This is a genomic window from Bacillus bruguierae (genome assembly GCF_037104725.1).
GTDB lineage: Bacteria > Bacillota > Bacilli > Bacillales > Bacillaceae_G > Bacillus_A > Bacillus_A bruguierae.
The window spans coordinates 399,227-417,689 of sequence record NZ_JBAWSX010000002.1 but is presented as its reverse complement, the minus strand read 5'-3'; the positions used below and the strand labels follow the sequence as shown (position 1 = coordinate 417,689).

The following is an 18,463-nucleotide window of genomic DNA, read 5'->3' as shown; positions in this document are numbered from 1 at the left end:
GTGGGAGATGAAAAAAACTCTCCACTGATGGAAGTTTCACTTTATAGGAGACTATGTTCCTTTTCTAATCACGAGTAAATATATAAAATACGGTGCGCCAATAAGTGCTGTTATAATACCAGCTGGTATTTCAATTGGCGGAATTATAATTCTCCCCACCATATCTGCACCCGTAACGAGTAATGCACCAAGTAACGCTGAAATTGGCAAGAACAATCTACTGTCTGAACCAATAAGCAGACGCGCCGCATGCGGGATAACAAGCCCTACAAAACTAATTGTCCCTGCTACTGCTACTGAACTTGCAGCTAAGGCAACGGCCACACCGATCAGAACAAGACGAACAGCATTAATACGCATGCCTAAACCTTTTACTGTTTCTTCATTTAATAATAAAAGATTAATTTGCTTATAACTTGCAAATGTAATGACCGCTCCAATGATCGTCCACGGCCATAGCATGTCAACATGTTCCCAAGATCTTGCATATAAACTCCCCTTTAGCCACACAAGTGCTTGTGAGGAATCAACTGCAAATTTCACAATAATAAATGTAATAAGAGCCTGTAAACCCGTAGAAATCGCAACGCCGCATAGTGCAAGACGTTCCGGTTTTACTCCTCCTTTTTGATACGATAATACATACACAAGCAAACTTGCAATCATTGCCCCAGCAAATGCAGCAACTGGAAGCATAATTGCCGGCACACTCGGAAACATAAGGAGCATAATAACAGCCGCTAATCCTCCACCAGCAGAAACTCCAATAATATCAGGTGCTGCAAGTGGATTTCTTGTAACACTTTGTAAAATGGATCCTGATAACGCCATGTTAATTCCAACTAAAATCGCTATGATAAGACGTGGTAAACGATATTTTAAGACAACACCTTCTCCTGTCATCAGTCCTTCTATAATCTCAGCAAATGGCGTTGGTACCGCGCCAAGCCGCAAACTTAGTAAAGAAAGTGCAATTAGCAATATAAGACCTACTATTATAACAATAGTAAACCGGCCAAACTTCTTCATTTAACAGCACCTCTCTTCCTTCTCATTAAATAAATGAAGAACGGTGTACCTAAAAGTGCTGTTATAACGCCAACAGGTGTATCTGCTGGATAAGACACCCATTGCGCTGCAAAATCTGCGATGACAAGAAGATTAGCGCCGAGCAATGCAGAAAATGGTAAAATGATTCGATAATCTTGACCAACTAATTTTCTTGCAATATGCGGAACTATCAGTCCGATAAAACCAATCGGTCCAGCTACCGCAACTGCACTACCGACAAGAAGAACAATTAAAAACGCAAATACTCTCCGAATACGAAGAACATTTACACCAAGTCCACGCGCTGTCTCCTCACCAAGTGATAAAATATTCAATTGATTTGCTAGAGAAAAAACAAGAATTATAACAGGAACTGCTGATACTAACATCATTTTTATATCTTGCCAGTTTGCCCCTGATAACTTTCCGGCCATCCAATATAATATCTCTGTTAGTTGTGTTTCGTATAACAAAATTGCTCCTGTCGTTAATGATCCAAGGAATAGACTCACTGCAATACCAGCAAGCACAAGACGTGAAGGTGTATATTCGCCGCGAAATGCTAATGAATAAATAACGCTTCCTCCTGCTGCGGCCCCGAGAAAAGCTGCTAGTAAAATAACGAAACTCGTATCCTTCTCCCCAAATACTAAAAGGGCAATAACAACAAAACAAGAAGCCCCTTGATTTATTCCCATATTTTCTGGATCAGATAACGGATTTCGTGTAATTCCTTGTAAAAGACACCCAGCAACAGCTAATGCCGCGCCAAGTAAAGCTCCTAACACTACACGTGGTATACGTACTTGCCAAACTGTATAGTAAATTAAATTTTTTGTATCCGTTGCAAATACTTCTGATATGTTATGAAATGATAATCCTTTTACACGAAATAATGCGGAGAAAGCTCCCACCATTACTAATAATAGAAAAAAGAAAATAAATTGCAAAGTAGAAGAAGCATACGGGTTTAACGCCCGTCTGCTTCTAGTTTGTGTATGATACAAAGTCTCCAACTCCTTATTTAGAAGACTGACCTGTTAATGCTGGAAGTGCCTCATCTAAAATTTTATTTGCTGCAATTGGTCCGCGCCCACGTGCCCAAAGATTACGATCAACATCAATTACATGCTTTTCTTTTACTGCTTTTAAGTTATTGTATAGTGGATTATTTTTAAACTTCTCTACATTTTCTCCATATAAGAAGATATAGTCTGGATTGATTTCATTTAGACGTTCCATCGTAATTTTTGCAATTTCTGCTTTACCTTCTGTTTTTTCTTTTTTACCTTCATATGCATACTTCACACCAACATCCGTCATTAACGAACCAATAAATGAATCTTTAATCCATACTGAAAACTCATCATCAAAAGCACCAATAACCAGTACTGTTGGATTTCCTTTTACTTTCTCTTTTGCTTTTGAAATTTTATCTTGTAAATCTGTACGAATCTTTTTCGCTTGTTCTTCTTTTCCAACTGCTTTAGCAATGGTATCCATATTTTTCATTACTTCTTCATAACTATTGTCATCAAATGCAATCGTTGGAGCAATATCTTTTAATTCTTTTTGAATCATATTGTGGCGATCTTTACTTGCAATAATTAAATCTGGTTTCACAGACGAAATAACTTCTAAGTTTGGTGCTTTTCTCTCCCCAACATCTTTAACTTTTGATGCTTTATCTTGTAAATATTCTGGAATTTTCGTTTTCCCTACTCCAGCATTTGCAACTGGTGTAACACCTAAATCTACTAATGTATCAATAAATGAAAAGTCAAGAGTTACAATATTTTTTGGTGTTTCTTTTAACTCTGTTTCTCCCCACTCATGTTTAATTTTCACTGATCCTGCTTGACTGTTTGCTTCTGCTTTATCTTCTTTTTTGGCCGTTTCTTTTGCTCCTCCACTGCAACCAGCAAGCGCTCCCACCGCTAATGACATAGCTACAAGTAAAGTACTTATTTTTTTCCTGTTCATTATGTAGTCCCCCATACCAACAATATTGATAATCAATTTCAGTTAATATGATAGCATAATTTTAGAAATTGTCTATTATTTTTCCAAAAAAAATATTTTTTGGAAAAATTCATACACTCAATTCACAAGCAGTAGCCCCTACTGATGGAAGTTTCACTTTATAAAATAAGCGATTTTTGAAGCACCTCATCATACACATATTGTTTTCGTACAAGTGAAGAAACCATACCGCTTTGCAATGCACTATACGCCGGAATAAATGTCATTATATCCCCTATGCTATGCAGTGTACTATCCGTTATATCAACAATTAAATGATCACTACTTCCACCAAGAATTTCAATATTCTTATCAGAAGCTCGTAAACCGCTAATATCAAGATCCTGTCTTCCTATTGCAACAATTGCTCGTAGTCGCTCTCCTTTATCTTCAAAAGACGGAACTTGACCAAACGCATTTCTTCCAATGACTCCCCTTGGCATAGACGGCTTTCTTTTTATTTCAATGATTTCTGCTTCAATTGAAAATACATCTTGGTACATAAAAGGAATACGTTTCCCATATGCTGTTTCTTTTCCTAGAAAAATGGCTTCTCCAATCCGTAAAGAGTTGACACGTCCAATATGTTTTTTTTGCATAATAAGTGGTAACGAACTTGAATTACCTCCTGAAATAAGCCGAAGCTGTGTTCCTATTTTTTTCTCTACTAACTTTGCTAATTGTGTTAATTCTTGCAAAGAACTCTCAGTTGGAATCACACCGCTAAAGCAAGTGAAATTTGCTCCAATACCATCGAGTGCAATTCCAGGTATATTCGATACTCTTTGTGCTGCTTCTACCACTTGATGCGACATCATTCCTTCGCGAAGATCACCTAAATCAACCATTAAAATTACACGATGTATTTTTCCATATGTTCTCGCCGCTCTTCCTAATGCTTCTATAATACATAGTTCAGAATTCAAACTAATATCCGCACAAAGAACCGTTTCTTCTACTTCCGACAAAGCTGGCGTACGAATCAATAAGAGCTCAGCTTCTTTTCCGACAATAGAACGAATGTGATGAAGATGCTGTAATCTAGAATCAGCAAACCTTGTATACTTTGCCTCTTGAAGCGTTTCAATTACCTCTTTCACAGCGCCGACCCCTTTTGTCACTGGAAAACATATCATATTTGAGCGCTCACATAACTGCTTCATCATCATGGCATTATGCTTCAATTTTGAAAGATTTACTTTCATAATAGGCAGCATGTTCATTCCTCCTACTACATAAATACATTTTAATTTTCCAACACCTTTGTCTAGCTCTGCTATGTAGAACAAAACATGACCGCTACTTGCTGCTTTAATCCTTGCATGTGGCAGGAAAAGGCCCTGACCGCTTCTCTGCACGGCCAGATGCTCTCACCTACCTAAAAAGTGGTTTTCAATTTGTATTTATATACGCACAAAGCGGATTATGAAACTTTGTATACAAATAAGATTTTGCTTGATCTTGTATTCTCATTGAGAACAATGCTTTTGTTTCAATTTGAGCTGCGAATATAGCTGCTTTTTGCTCCTCTGTTGCATCTACCATATACTCTTTCACAATCGCAGCAACGATTCTCCATAATTCTTTTTCCTGTACGTCGTCTATCGCACGAGCTAACGTAAATAACACATCTCCAAAGTGATTTTGCAATACGGAATGAATAAACTTGTTATAAACTTCATTTCTATCATCTGTAAATACAACTGCTTCTTTCAGATTCGCAATATCTACTACCTTTCCTAATGTCTGCTTATGAATTCGCACGCCTCCTAAATCACGCACAAAAATACGTTGAATTTCTCCTCCCTTTGTAACAATAATAGAGTTTTGCATATGTCCTTCTAAAGCAATTCCATATCGTAAAACTAGCTGTAGTAAAGGAATCATAACTTTTTCAGTATAATGAGCAACATAATGAAATACCTCTTTTTTTCCAATCGTTTCTGTTTCAAAATATGCGCGCATTATATCTACAATAACGGGTTCATCTTCTTTTAATGGATTACTTGCGGTTAAACTAGCTCCAACCCATAGTAATTCTCCTTCTTTCCTATAAACATTTGGGCTTTCTCGTAAAATAAATGCGAGATTTCGGCCTAAATGAACATCATCATTTTTCGTAAAAGTAGCCCCAACTCGTTCACGAACAACAACTACTGACTGCGATAACTCTTTCTCATTTGCGTAAATCGTATCAAACAGTGAAGAAAGAATGGGTCCGTTTATCGTTATTTCTGGTGATACCGTTCTGACCGCACTCGTAGCTTGCGCGCGTACTGGAAGCTTTACATGGTATGGCAATTCTAGTAGATTCATCGTTCGAAATGAAAGCGTCGCCCGGGACGAAAGTTGATAAGGAATTGGAATAATACGTCCTTCCTCCAAATCCTTCTCATACTCTTTGATTAGTACATGTTCATATTGCCACGGATGAACAAGAAATGGATAATAATCCCCCATTTGTTTTCTTTGATTTGTTAATGTTTCATATGCTGTTTCATATAAGTCTGGCAGAACTTCATATAATAATGTTTTTTCAAAACCATCTCCTGTAACTGTTATTGCATCTTTATGAACAAGTAATACATATAGCGGAACAATCTGTTCAAATTCAGGTGCATAGCGCTTTACTTCTTCTTTCGATAAACCAAGTTTCGTCTTTGTTGAAGGGTGTAGTGGATGTCCTTCAATTACTAATGACTCTGTATATAATAATTCATCAAATGACGTACATCTTTTTAATTCTTCGAAAAATTGATATAGATTATTTGGTTTGTATTTCGCAAAAAACATCATGTTTGTTTCAAGCTGTTGTTTTACCCATTCTTGTTTTTGCTCCCATGCCTCATAGGCCATTTCCAAGTTCTCAACGCTGTTCTGTAATTCATTTTGCAAAGCATCTGAAACATGAAGCTGAAAGAATGGTGCTACTTCCTCAAAAAACGATTGTAATGAACCAATCCACCTAACATGTCCTCTTACTTTAAAACGAAGTGGAAACGCAAATTCGTATCGTTCAAATGCTCCCTCTTGTTGCACCTCTAGTAATAATTCCGCTTCGTTCATACAATCTATAATTTCAATACCATGCTCATGCTTTAGCACAGCACAACTTTCTAATAAATTTTTTTCACGAATTAACGCATTACAAAAACGATTTAAAATACGATATTCTGCTTGTACTCGATTGAATTGTTTACTTTGAATGGACAACATTCTTCACCTTCCTGTTTTGTTTTTTCACTTTTATATATTGAAATACAAATGGAATAATACATAAAATCCCCATCATCACAAATGTTTCGGAAATACCCACATATTCAATTGCATAACTTACTACAATCGAACCGAGCGGAATCATTCCTCGGTCCATTAATACAACACTAAGCATGAGGCCTCGTTCTTCTTCACGAACATTATTTTGAAAATAGACACGGTTACTAGAGCGTAACAACTGTCCAAAAAGGCCGATAGAGAATAATAGTATAAAAAACGTAAACGTATTACTAATAACAAGAAGCGCTATACTAATGGAAAACAAAAGTAAACTCATGTAATAAATCTTAATTTCTGAAATATACTCTAGTATTCTAGGAAGAATAATCGTTGCTATAATTGCCCCAATTGCTGCCGCAGACATCGCAATGCCGAACACTTCCGCTTTTCCTGTAAATTGATGAGAAACAAGTACAGGCAATACAGACGTATACGAAAAGCCAAAAGCCATTGTAATCATCGATGCCATAAAAATATTTCTTCCCATAGTATCATGAGAAAAATATTGAACAATTTGTTCCCAGCTTGCTTTTTTCTTTTCTTTTCGTTTTTTCATCGTTCGATCTTTCATCGGTAATACGAGAATGAATGCAATAAGTGAACAAACTGCCTGCATCATAAATGTCAGCTCAATATGTCCTCCTGCAATCAAAAAACCAGCAACAGCTGGCCCTGTTGAGCGGCAAACATTCATCACAAATGAATTCATAGATATCAATTTACTAATTTGCTGGTTCGTATCAATATCTGAAAGAATCGTATTTCGATTTGGTGTTTCTAATGCACTAATTATTCCTCTCACAAATGAGAAAAGAAGAAAAATAAAAAAAGAAGGAGTAATAAACACAACATAAATAGCAAGTACTGTTGTAACCACTAATCCCCAAAATGAATAGGACTTCATTAACTTAATACGTGGATACAAATCACAAAGCTTCCCTGCATATACACTAAACAATGCAATAGGAATCAGCCGTACAAAGTTGATCCATCCTAAATATGTGGCACTATGATACAAGTCATAGACGTACCAATTGATTGCAGTCATTCCAAGCCAATTCCCCATAAATAAGAAAAATGAACTACTAAAAAATAGTTTGCGAATAAAAACCACCCCGAAATTTTTTGTTGCATTTTCACATGCACTCTTTATAATTGATATTGATTATCATTATCCCTATAAAATAATATAAAATATTCTTTTTTATCTGTAAAGATAGAAAAATTTGAGAAAGGTGGTTTCTATGCAACTCAATACAATTCAAAAATTAGAATTAGAGGAACAAAACTTGCTTTCTTTTTTACAACAACATCACGCACCACTACATGAAGCCTATCAACAAATGATTCCAAAAGGACGAGCTGGTATACTTGAACGATTACTATCTTCCTTCATACGTGAAAATATATGTAACATGACTGAGACTGGGATTTTGTTTCGCAAACAAAAAGGGATGTTTGCTTCATTTTCAAAGCAGCGTTGCCCAGACTATTTACTAGATTATATAAATACTCATACTCATCAATTTAACGAGTTTTCAATGATACAAGGACTATATTTCAAGAAGCAAAACGCATACCTGCTTATACCTATTCGACACATATATGCTTTTGAACGACCAGTTATAAGTGGACCGTATATTCTTATATCACCATCTAAAGAAAAAGAAATTACGCATCCGAATGAAGTATTGACATTGCTAATGCAAGAAGATTGGCAAGGACCTCCTTCCTATTTTCGTATGTTTGAAGACGATGTTACAAATAGTGCTGCTAATTTAGCTCTTGCTTATACATTTCATGAACAAAATGAGAATACTTCAACGCTACAAGCTGCTTCTCAGGCACGAGATTCCTATGCCTTTTTTGAACAACTCGTTATTGAAGGGCACCCTTGTCATCCTGGTACCAAAATGAGAAAGGGTTTAAGCCCGGAAGAAACATTGGCTTATTCAGCAGAGTTTAAAAATACCATTCCACTCTGCTTTGTAGCTGTACACAAAAATTACATAAGCTCAGCTTTTATGGAAGAACAAAACTGGAATGCAGTATTATGCTCTTTCGAACCTGCACTTCAAGTAGAAGCCGAACTGAAACTTGGTGATAAGATAGACGACTATATACTATTACCAATTCATCCATGGCAAGCTACTCATACGTTACGTGAAATTTACAGTGTTGAACTTGAAAAACAAATAATTATTTTGTTAGATTATAAAGCGAAATATTTAGCCGGCATGTCATTTCGTACTATATTTCCTGCACAATATGATACGATTAGACCACATTATAAACTAACAACAAATATTCATTTAACTGGGGAAGTACGAACATTATCAGAACAAACGATTCATAACGGACCAATTATGAGCAACATTTTAAAACAAATTGTTACGCAAGATACAATGATTGATGAAAATCGCTTTGTTCCAATTATGGAGCGAGCTGGTGCTCATTTTCTTCATCCGAATGACGTAGACGAAGAAATACAAACATTACGAAGTGAAAATCTCGCTTGCGTCATTCGTGACAATATTCATGCTTATGTGAATCATGATGAATGGGCTATTGTCGGTTCTGCCCTTGTCGCTTCTGTGCACGGTACAAATAAACCAGTCATAGTAGAACTAATTGAGCGATACAAAGAGAGCCATGACCTATCATTACAAGATGCGATTGTTCAATTTATAGAGAAATATGTAACGAATGCTCTTACTGGTTTTATTCCGCTCATGGTTAAATACGGCATCGGTTTAGAAGGTCACCTCCAAAACACAGTTCCTGTCTTTAAAAAAGATGGTACACCGGACCGGCTACTCGTACGTGATTGGGAAGGTATTCGCGTTCACCGCAACCGCTTACAAAACGCAGGGTTTGATCTGAACATGTTTCATCATAAATCAAGAATTCTAGTAGATGATGAGAAAAGTATGCGGAATAAAGTGTTTTACTCTGTCATGCAAAATCACTTTGGCGAGTTATTTTTACATATAAGTCAGGTCTATGAATTAGATGAACAAATGCTATGGAATATAGTAAAACGAGTCTTACACAATATTTTTGTAGATTTACAAGAAGATCCTAACTACAAAGAGTGTGTACTATCTGACTATGCTGTCTTTTTTGCGGGTAAAGTAGATTATAAAGCTTTAACTCTTATGCGTATGATGGGAGAAGCTCATGCTTATTTTTATGTAAAAGTTAAAAATCCATTATGTAATTGAAATATATAAATGACATACCCCCCTTTTCTTTTAGAAGAAGACGAGAGCATCTGGCCGTGCATAGAAGCGGTCAGGGCTCTTTCCTGCCACATGCGAGGTTTAAACAAAGGGAGGAAGCAAGTGCAGGTCATGTTTTATTCTGCATAGCAGCGATTTATATGGATAAATTGTAAAACCAGTTGTGAAGATGAGCCATAAATTAAGATGAGCTCAGTTTCGGGCTCATCTTTTTCTTTATGATTTTAATTTTTCATATGCATACGGTTTCTATTTTTCTACTTTATTTATTTTTACAAGTGGAAATACCATGCAATCTCCTCCATTATGTTGTGATTGTAAATTTATGCTTGCTGTTGCTTTGGAATCATGTTTGTACAAATCAATGCTAATAACTTTAATAAACGAACAAAAAGAAAAAACCTGTTTTGAAAAAAGTTTAATCAAAACAGGCTCTTAAAATATTCTAATGTATTACTCTTTTATAAAAAATTCAATTATTTTTTGTTCAACTGAAGCACTCGTTAATTGAACAAAATTTTGTCATTCTATTGATCAACATTGTACTGATGCCTTAACTAATAGCCATTACTATAAAATGATGACTCTTAGTTATTTTTTCGGGGAACTTATTTCGGACAAATCTCCAAAAATATAATTCATCTGTTTCTTTATACATTTCCGCCCCTAATTTTTCTAATACCCGGTGCGATGGAATATTATCTTTATCAGTATCAGCAATAACGTACATAACACCCGTCTGATTTAACAACCATTTTTTCATAGTATTAATTGTTTCCGTCATATAGCCGTTTCCTTGATATTCAGGAAGAGTATAGTAACCAATTACTACTTCACCATTTTCATTTGGAAGACCTTTTAACATGATTCCCCCAACATTACAGTTTTTATCTTTCGACACAATTAACCAATTGGTATACCATATATAATTTTCCTCATCAACTAACAGCTTTGAAAGCCTTGTTTCCATAGCTTGTTTAAGCTCTAGGCTAAGAAATTTATTTGATTCACTTAAAGATAACCTTAGTTCCATTTTCTTTGGATTATCAATTAGTAATTTCAGATTTTCTGCACTCAGAGGAATTAGTCTTAATCTTTCAGTATTTAATTCAATCATTATTACACTCCTATCATAATTTGTACGCCATTTTAAATAGGCAAAAACAAATTTTAAAATAGGTATATGTTATTGGCAGCTACCCCCACTATATGTAATCCTAAATAAAGAAAGCATCACACTTTGCAATCCATTATTACAGGTTACTTAAGTTTACCATTCCAGAAATATCCTGTAAATCATTTCAAGTAACCTATACCGTTAGTTCAATAAGAAAAAAATTAAAGCAACTTATTCGCAAGTACCATTACAAACCATTTTAAATACAAATCTATTTAACTATGAAAAAGCAAGTCAAGCTGCTGGGTGGATAAAAGAATTAAATAGTGAACATACACCTGAGACAGACGAGTATAATATTTCATCATTTGTATACCACCGAAAACGTCCGTTCCACCCGGAAAGATTGTTGAAATGGCTTGAAAACTGGCCACTTGACATTGTAAGAGCAAAAGGTTTCTTTTGGCTTGCTTCTCGCAATAATATCATCGGGCTTCTCTCTCAGGCTGGCATCCAAGGAGCTGGTGAATGAGTTGCAGCTACTTCAAAAGAAGAACAACAGCAACTCATCGCAGAAGAGCCTGACATTTTAAACCACTGGGATGACACATACAGGGACCAAATTACAGAATTAGTCTTTATCCGTATTGACATGAACAAAGAAGAAATAGCACAATCTTTAGACCACTGTTTATTAACTGAACAAGAAATGTATGAAGAGTGGGACATATTCCATGACCCTATCCCTTCATTTACGACTGCTTATTAAAAAACTCCCCTTTCTCCGCACAACGCTGAGAAAGGGGAGTTCATAAATACAGCTTTCTTTATCTCTTACCAATAGCAAACCGTATCTATCATCTTGAATTCTTCTAAAAAGGAGAATACTGAATAAACTATATATCCATTTTATTTTTTCGCCATATAAGTCGCTGCTATGCAGAATCCAACATGACCGCTACTTGCTCTCTCCCGCTTAAAAAGAAAAAGGGTTTTTATGTCGATTCTTTAATTTATATTTATATAAGCTGGCACCCCTTCATATTTTAAAAGATCCTGATATTCTTTTTCCAATTCATCCAAAGTTAATTCGTACAACTGCTTATTTAATACTTTATATATCCCTACATCAATTAACTTCTCAATCAATAGTTTCTTCCTTTTTTCTACAGCATAACGAAGCCCATAACTCATTCTTTTTCCAAACTCCTTTCGACACTATACTGCATGAACGTTTTGTGGCCACATTATATATATGTATGATGGTAAATAAAAAAAGATTCCACCTTATAAACAGGATTTGTAAGAAAGGTATCTACATCAATAAAAACTTTCTCAAACTTATCTTTTAGTTAATCTAATATACTATTTATAAAGTTACTATTTATATAATTTTATAAATAGTATTTTCAAGTCTAACTATCAATTTCTTGTATTAAGAGAGGATGAAAAGAATGTGTGGTATTGCAGGTTGGGTTGATTGGTTGAAGGATATTTCAAATGAACGTCCGATTCTTGAAAAAATGGCGAATAGTATTGAACATCGAGGTCCTGATGCAGAAGGTTATTGGTTTTCTACACATGCGGCCTTCGCTCATCGGAGATTAATTGTAATTGATCCACAAGGTGGTTCTCAGCCAAAAACATATCAAGCTGGAGATTATACGTATGCAATTACGTATAATGGAGAAATTTATAACTTTCGTGAACTTCGAGAAATATTAAAACAACATGGTCATACATTTTACACTCATTCTGATACAGAAGTATTATTACATGCGTATTTACAATGGCACGAAGAATGTGTTCAACATCTAAATGGGATTTTTGCTTTTGCAATTTGGGATGAACAAAAGCAGCAATTATTTATGGCACGCGATCATTTAGGAGTGAAACCACTATTCTATATACAGCAAGGCAGTAGTATCATTTTCGGTTCAGAATTAAAAGTTCTTCTCTCCCACCCTGCTGTTCAAACGGAAATAGATACAGATGGCCTAAATGAAATATTTGGGTTACATTTATTTCGCACACCTGGATGTGGAGTATTTAAGCATATACAAGAAGTACGTGCAGGTCATTATCTAACTTGTACACGTAACAAAACCGAAGTAAAAAGATATTGGACACTGGAAAGCAAAATACACACAGAGGATCCAGATACAACAGCAGCACATATTCGTAGTATTCTACAAGATACAGTAAAAAGGCAATTAATCGCCGATGTTCCTCTCGTATGTATGTTGTCAGGTGGTTTAGATTCAAGCGGTATTACAGCATTAGCTAGAAAAGAATTCCAAAAAGATAACAAAATTTTAAACACATATTCTATTGATTTTGTGAACAGTGCCCAAGACTTTGAACTTACGTTTTCTCGTACAGGATTAGACGCCCCGTGGATAAATCGGGTATCAGAATATGTCGGCACAAACCATCATGACATTATTGTAGATGCAAATAAACTAGTAAGTCATTTATTTGTGCCTCTACGCGCACGTGATTTACCAGGTGCTGGTGAAATGGAAACTTCACTTTATTTACTATTTCAGGAAATGAAAAAAGATGCCACAGTTGCATTATCTGGGGAATCGGCAGATGAAGTATTTGGGGGATATCCTTGGTTTCATCAGGAAGAATTCCTATCTATCAATACATTTCCTTGGCTCTATAGTATGAACAATGCATCAAACTTACTATTAGAAGATGTAAAACACCAATTAAACACAGATTCCTATATACAACAGCGATTTCAAGAAGCTGTTGCAGAAGTACCAAGTCTACCAGGCGAGGACTACAAATCTGCCAGACAGCGGCAAATGTTCTATTTATTTTTAACACGTTTCCTACCATTTCTACTGGATCGTAAAGATCGAATGAGTATGAATGTTGGCTTTGAAGTACGAGTACCGTTTTGTGATTACAGACTTGTCGAATATTTATGGAACGTACCATTCCATATAAAAAGCATTGATAACATCGAAAAAGGGATTTTACGAAGAGCATTTAAAGATATTTTACCTGATGATGTTCGAAATAGAAGAAAGAGTGCCTATCCTACTTCACAAGATCCAAATTATTTACAAATGATTCGTAACTTAACACTTGAAATGTTATCTGATCATAATGCACCTATCTTTAGTCTCGTTGATAAAACAAAATTACGAACCATTGCCGAAGGAAAAAGTTTTCATATTGATGAACTTCAAGTTAGAAGTATCATGGAATATATGCTTCAAGTAAATGAATGGCTAAAGATATACCATATTAAACTATAAAAAGAATGACAATCATTATATATAGCTAGACTTAAAACACTTAAAACAAAGGAAGCAAGCGAATACAGGTAACATTTTATTCTGTATAGCAGTGACTTATATGTCGAAAAATGAAAATAGCTTTATATAAATCCTACTTTCACCTCAATATCAGCCCCTCCTAAGATTGTAAAGAATCAAAAAAATCTAGGCGGGGGCTTACAGTTCATAAAATCCATAGCCCCTCATCCTACTATTTAGTAATAAGAGAGATAGTAATACTTATCCTTATAAGGAAATATTTTAATAATCAACATATTCTTACAAATACAATCTACCCGCCCACATCCACAGTCCAACCTATAATTGCAGCACTATTTGTTTCTTTCCAAGCATTCATCTTTTCCAGTATATATCTAACATTAAGCAACGAATGATATAAGAAATGTTCCTCTTTAAACATTCGTTCGCCACATGCGATGATTTTATCTGTTGCTACCACAATATGATTTGTTCCTTTCTGTAATTCACGAACACCTGATGTAAAGCAAGGCGTTGCTGCTGCAAAAACATTTCGTCTACCAATTCGCTCATAAAACCGTTGCTCATTTAAACGGCCCTGTTTACATTGTTGTAACTCTGGATGGAATAAATAAATGAAGCACTCTCCTACCGACAACCAATACACGAGCTGATCTTTCCGAAGACAAATGAGACAATCTGTTTTCCCTCGCATCTTCTCACTTTCTTCAATAAATGTTTCATCTGTAAATAGAGATAATAAATACATATGTGTATGATGAAAAACTAAATGGTTTGGATATGAAAATAGTTGTAGTAATTTCTCTTTTCTTTCACAAATTATATTTATAATAAACTGCGCTCTTTCAATTGTATGCTCTGCATCAAAAATCATCACAAATTCCCATGTACCATGTGGATCACACCAAGCAAGGACAGCTTCCTCATTTTCAACTGCACTTCCCTCTGAATTCCCGCCATATAATCCGATAGAAAGAGGACCTAGCTCTTCAACATGAATTTCATTTAAATACGCTTTTTTATCACTAATCCATTTAAAGGTATGTACAGCCTTCATCCCCATCCCTCGTTTCATTGTGATTATAAGATAAGCTTATATTATCTACTAAAAAAAAGATACTTTTCCAAAGAAAAATTTCACAAATAGAACTATATATATCTTTACAAACGATTATATCGTATAATACGATATAAAAAAGGAGTTGTAATTATGCTAATAAATAAACATTGGGAAACAATTTATTTTTATCTTCGTCATGAATATGAAGAAAATTTAACTCACCAAGCTATTCGTATTTTACAAATGATTTCTCGACAAGAAGCACAAACCATTAGTACTATCGCAGCAAAACTACATCTCTCACATAACACGGCTTCTGAACATATTAAACGATTAATTCAAAAAGAGTTTGTAATAAAGGAGCGTAGTCAACAAGATGAACGAGTTGTAATTGTAAAGCTAACAGAAAAAGGACAGCAAGCATTAGCTACACACACACTGCTCGATGAGACAAAACTAAAAAAAGTAGAAGAGAAATTATCTGAAGAAGAAAAAAAGCTGATTCAATCTGCATTCGAATTATTAGCAAAGGAGGCATATGATGTCTTTTCTCATTAAAGTAATCGTCTCTGCACTTATTATTGGGGGCGTTACAGAGATTGCCAAGCACTATAGTACACTTGGCGGCTTCATTGCCGCACTTCCGTTAATTAGTTTGCTTAGTTTATTTTGGATTTCTGTTGAGGGAGGTTCTAGGGAAAAATTAAGTGATTTTGCACTTGGCGTGTTATATGGATTTCCTGCATCAGCCTTGCTATTATTCATTGTATATTTAGGGCTTCGCAACTCATTTTCACTTAGCACTTCTATTCTATTCGGTATAGGAGTATGGGGAATATTATTAGCTTGTCAGAGGTTTTTTCAAACTTAAGGGGGGGCGTTATTTTGATTACACAAGTAGATGTTTTCGGAAAAAAAGTTGAAGTGCTAATTACAGGAGAAGGTACGCAAACTGTTGTGATTCAAACCGGTATGTTTTGCTCCTTTTATAATTGGATTGAAGTTGCAAATGAACTTTCTACATACTACAAAGTTGTTTTGTTTCATCGTCCTGGCTACGGAGCAAGTGAATTAAGTGAGGAAGAGCGGACAACTGAGCAAACCGCTTATGAATTACGAGAATTGCTACGTGTTTTACACATTCAACAACCAATTATTTTAGTCGGCCATTCTTATGGCGGCTTATGCGTACAACATTTTACTATGCTCTATCCAGAACAAGTTACTTCACTTGTTCTCGTAGATTCAACCTCTATGAATCTGCACCGCTTAGATGAACTCGACTTACCTACATTAGATGAGACAGATTCAGATGAAAAATGGATTGAAAAATGTTTATACTATGCCGATTTAGACACCGCTCAATTACAACAGGAAGTATTCCCAAAACTAACAACCGCACAAACTACATTACTTGCTGAAATACAAAAGCTATTGTTATCTTTTCCAATCTCTCCAGCCCTTTATAAAGCCGTTTCTTCGGAAATCATTCATTGGAAAGATTGTGCTCAAAAGATGAAGAATATGCAACCATTCCCTAACATACCATTAATAATTATTGAAAGAGATGCCCATCATTCTATCCAACAAGCTATTCAAGATGGTATTCCTTATGAAGAAGCGGTAGCCCTAGAAACTGTGTGGCAAGAACTTATTCATGAACAAACTACACTTTCAAAACAAAGCCAACTTATTACTGCTGCTAAATCTGGGCACTCCATTGAGAGAGACCGACCAGACATTATAATAGAAGCAATAAAAAATCTACATAACTTGTAAAAAGAAGAGGAAAGCAATAGAATCACTGCTTTCCTCTTCTTTTTATTCAAAGTTTTCTTCTAACTCTTCTACATCATAAAACAAGTTCCCAGTACTTACATGAATAGGACCGTTTGCGACATCAACACGTAATACCCACGCCCATGGCACAGATAATCTTTCATGCAATGCCCGCCAGAAAGCCATTGATTTTCTTTCATATTCTTCAAATTCTTCTAGCATCTCTTTATAGGAGGCACCGTCTAATTGAATATTAGCTTCCATTAAACGTGAAAAGGCATAATGTTTTAGTTCTAGTTCTGCAGCAATTTCCATTTCTTCAGGTGTTGCCATACCAATAATCGTTCCGTCAGGTGGTAAAATCTCATATACATTATGAACTTCCACAACTTCTTCTGGCATGGATGAAAATCGATTGTTTTTCTCGAACATATGAACAGCCTCCTTTTATTAAAAGCTTTTATATTCCAGCCATTTATTTCTATGGCTGCTGTATAATCTCCTGCTCTTTTCGTTAATCTTCACACATTCTTTACAAAGTCTTCTTTCCAAATTTGATTTACTTGAACAAGTTGATTTTCTGTAAATGTCAGTTTATATATGTCAGGCATTTGTAACCCCTTCCAAAATAAAAAATCATATTTGGAATCGAAATAATTCATGATAAGGACCATAATATTTCCATGTGTTCCTATAACAATATTTTTTCCTTTATATTTCTCCAAGATTCTCATTATACAAGAAACCCCGCGCTCCTGAGCAATAATGTTCGATTCTCCACCTTCTATATGAAACAAAGGATTTTCCCATACTTTTGTAATAGCTTGCTCAAAATCTTGAACAGGCTCCAAGCTTAATAAACGCTCTCTTACATCTTCCTCTAATTCAATTGGTAATTGAAAATGTTTGGCAACCCCTTCTACTGTTTGAATAGCTCTCTTATATGGACTAGCAATTACAACATCTATAGATTCATTTTTCAATACTTCTGTCACTCTCTCTGCGGCTTGCCAACCTTCCTCAGATAACGGTCTTTCCCTCTCATCGGGTGTATATATAGAATGCGCGTGCCGTACAAAATAAATAGTAGTCATTCCCCTGTCCCCTTTACCTTATTTATTATGGATCCATTTTGATTTTTCAACATATAAGTCGCTGCTAGGCAGAATACAACATGACCTGTACTCGCTTGCTCCCTTTGTTTTAAAGCAGGAAAAGGCCCTGAACACCTCTATGCACGGCCAGATGCTCTCGTCCCCCCTAAAAGAAAAGGGGTTTTTATGTCATTTTTTAACTTGTATATATAGGTTTAATTATCAAGTAATATCATACTTTACTTAGCAAAAAGCATGATGTTTGATTGAAACACCATGCCCTTTCTGTTTACATAATAAAATTATGAACTTTTAATTATTCTAAAAAATGCTGCGGATAATAGATTTTGTAAAAATTATTTTCCGTGATGTAACATGAAATCACTTACTTCTTCTTCAATATGGTTTAGCTTCGCAATTCCTTTTTTCCATTTCCGAATATAATGTGTTACGCCTATAATGAAAGAAACAAAAAGAGAAGAAAGAATAACTCCATATACAACACTAACCGTACTCATTCCGACACT

At 35.3% G+C, this 18,463-nt stretch carries 17 protein-coding genes and 1 pseudogene; 6 read left to right on the top strand and 12 right to left on the bottom strand.

Annotation, left to right across the window (positions count from 1 at the left end):
- Positions 1-51: 51 nt before the first annotated feature.
- The 6 genes from WAZ07_RS06300 to WAZ07_RS06275 all read right to left on the bottom strand — a co-directional run bounded on the left by WAZ07_RS06300 (position 52) and on the right by WAZ07_RS06275 (position 7,462).
- The gene (locus WAZ07_RS06300) at positions 52-1,029 is read right to left on the bottom strand and encodes a FecCD family ABC transporter permease (protein WP_336471744.1); all 978 of its coding nucleotides are present in this window, start codon (positions 1,027-1,029) and stop codon (positions 52-54) included.
- The gene (locus WAZ07_RS06295; RefSeq protein WP_336471743.1) at positions 1,026-2,057 is read right to left on the bottom strand and encodes a FecCD family ABC transporter permease; all 1,032 of its coding nucleotides are present in this window, start codon (positions 2,055-2,057) and stop codon (positions 1,026-1,028) included. Before WAZ07_RS06295 ends, WAZ07_RS06300 begins: the two co-directional genes overlap by 4 nt.
- 13 nt (positions 2,058-2,070) lie before the next feature.
- Positions 2,071-3,033, bottom strand: coding sequence for an ABC transporter substrate-binding protein (locus tag WAZ07_RS06290; protein WP_336471742.1), 963 nt, complete (start codon positions 3,031-3,033; stop codon positions 2,071-2,073).
- Positions 3,034-3,191: 158 nt separating this feature from the next.
- Positions 3,192-4,289 carry an alanine/ornithine racemase family PLP-dependent enzyme gene (locus tag WAZ07_RS06285; protein ID WP_336471741.1) on the bottom strand — a complete coding sequence of 366 codons (1,098 nt, stop codon included), beginning with the start codon at positions 4,287-4,289 and terminating at the stop codon, positions 3,192-3,194.
- Positions 4,290-4,464: 175 nt separating this feature from the next.
- The gene (locus tag WAZ07_RS06280; RefSeq protein ID WP_336471740.1) at positions 4,465-6,288 is read right to left on the bottom strand and encodes an IucA/IucC family protein; all 1,824 of its coding nucleotides are present in this window, start codon (positions 6,286-6,288) and stop codon (positions 4,465-4,467) included.
- On the bottom strand, positions 6,269-7,462 hold the full coding sequence (locus tag WAZ07_RS06275) for an MFS transporter (RefSeq protein ID WP_336471739.1): 1,194 nt from the start codon (positions 7,460-7,462) through the stop codon (positions 6,269-6,271). Before WAZ07_RS06275 ends, WAZ07_RS06280 begins: the two co-directional genes overlap by 20 nt.
- Before the next feature lie 130 nt (positions 7,463-7,592).
- Here WAZ07_RS06275 and WAZ07_RS06270 point away from each other — a divergent pair, with 130 nt between their 5' ends.
- Complete coding sequence (locus WAZ07_RS06270; protein WP_336471738.1) at positions 7,593-9,572, top strand: IucA/IucC family protein; 1,980 nt, start codon at positions 7,593-7,595, stop codon at positions 9,570-9,572.
- Between the two features lie 571 nt (positions 9,573-10,143).
- On the opposite strand, the gene WAZ07_RS06265 is transcribed toward WAZ07_RS06270, so the two are convergent.
- Positions 10,144-10,707, bottom strand: coding sequence for a GNAT family N-acetyltransferase (locus WAZ07_RS06265; protein WP_336471737.1), 564 nt, complete (start codon positions 10,705-10,707; stop codon positions 10,144-10,146).
- Positions 10,708-10,915: 208 nt separating this feature from the next.
- Here WAZ07_RS06265 and WAZ07_RS06260 point away from each other — a divergent pair.
- Positions 10,916-11,476 (top strand): annotated as a pseudogene (locus WAZ07_RS06260) (CobW family GTP-binding protein); the annotation flags it as partial.
- Between the two features lie 239 nt (positions 11,477-11,715).
- Here WAZ07_RS06260 and WAZ07_RS06255 read toward each other — a convergent pair.
- Positions 11,716-11,901, bottom strand: coding sequence for a Fur-regulated basic protein FbpA (locus WAZ07_RS06255; RefSeq protein ID WP_336471736.1), 186 nt, complete (start codon positions 11,899-11,901; stop codon positions 11,716-11,718).
- Positions 11,902-12,161: 260 nt separating this feature from the next.
- Here WAZ07_RS06255 and asnB point away from each other — a divergent pair, with 260 nt between their 5' ends.
- Positions 12,162-13,982, top strand: a complete 1,821-nt coding sequence (gene asnB, locus WAZ07_RS06250; RefSeq protein ID WP_336471735.1) for an asparagine synthase (glutamine-hydrolyzing) — start codon at positions 12,162-12,164, stop codon at positions 13,980-13,982.
- A gap of 313 nt (positions 13,983-14,295) precedes the next feature.
- On the opposite strand, the gene WAZ07_RS06245 is transcribed toward asnB, so the two are convergent.
- Positions 14,296-15,060, bottom strand: coding sequence for a hypothetical protein (locus WAZ07_RS06245; protein WP_336471734.1), 765 nt, complete (start codon positions 15,058-15,060; stop codon positions 14,296-14,298).
- Positions 15,061-15,213: 153 nt separating this feature from the next.
- Between WAZ07_RS06245 and WAZ07_RS06240 the strand changes: the two genes are divergently transcribed.
- From WAZ07_RS06240 to WAZ07_RS06230, 3 genes are read left to right on the top strand one after another with little or no spacing between them, the layout of a single operon-like run.
- Positions 15,214-15,621 carry a transcriptional regulator, SarA/Rot family gene (locus tag WAZ07_RS06240; protein WP_396549485.1) on the top strand — a complete coding sequence of 136 codons (408 nt, stop codon included), beginning with the start codon at positions 15,214-15,216 and terminating at the stop codon, positions 15,619-15,621.
- On the top strand, positions 15,605-15,934 hold the full coding sequence (locus WAZ07_RS06235) for a DUF3147 family protein (protein WP_090912289.1): 330 nt from the start codon (positions 15,605-15,607) through the stop codon (positions 15,932-15,934). Before WAZ07_RS06240 ends, WAZ07_RS06235 begins: the two co-directional genes overlap by 17 nt.
- 14 nt (positions 15,935-15,948) lie before the next feature.
- On the top strand, positions 15,949-16,842 hold the full coding sequence (locus tag WAZ07_RS06230) for an alpha/beta fold hydrolase (protein WP_336471733.1): 894 nt from the start codon (positions 15,949-15,951) through the stop codon (positions 16,840-16,842).
- 42 nt (positions 16,843-16,884) lie between these two features.
- Here the strand turns inward: WAZ07_RS06230 and WAZ07_RS06225 are convergent, their stop codons facing one another.
- The 3 genes from WAZ07_RS06225 to WAZ07_RS06215 form a co-directional block, all read right to left on the bottom strand.
- Positions 16,885-17,274 carry a hypothetical protein gene (locus WAZ07_RS06225; protein ID WP_090912291.1) on the bottom strand — a complete coding sequence of 130 codons (390 nt, stop codon included), beginning with the start codon at positions 17,272-17,274 and terminating at the stop codon, positions 16,885-16,887.
- A gap of 89 nt (positions 17,275-17,363) precedes the next feature.
- On the bottom strand, positions 17,364-17,936 hold the full coding sequence (locus WAZ07_RS06220) for a histidine phosphatase family protein (protein ID WP_336471732.1): 573 nt from the start codon (positions 17,934-17,936) through the stop codon (positions 17,364-17,366).
- A 356-nt stretch (positions 17,937-18,292) separates the two neighbouring features.
- Positions 18,293-18,454 (bottom strand): peptidase, encoded by a 162-nt coding sequence (locus WAZ07_RS06215; protein ID WP_336471731.1) that lies wholly within the window; start codon positions 18,452-18,454, stop codon positions 18,293-18,295.
- Positions 18,455-18,463 lie beyond the last annotated feature (9 nt).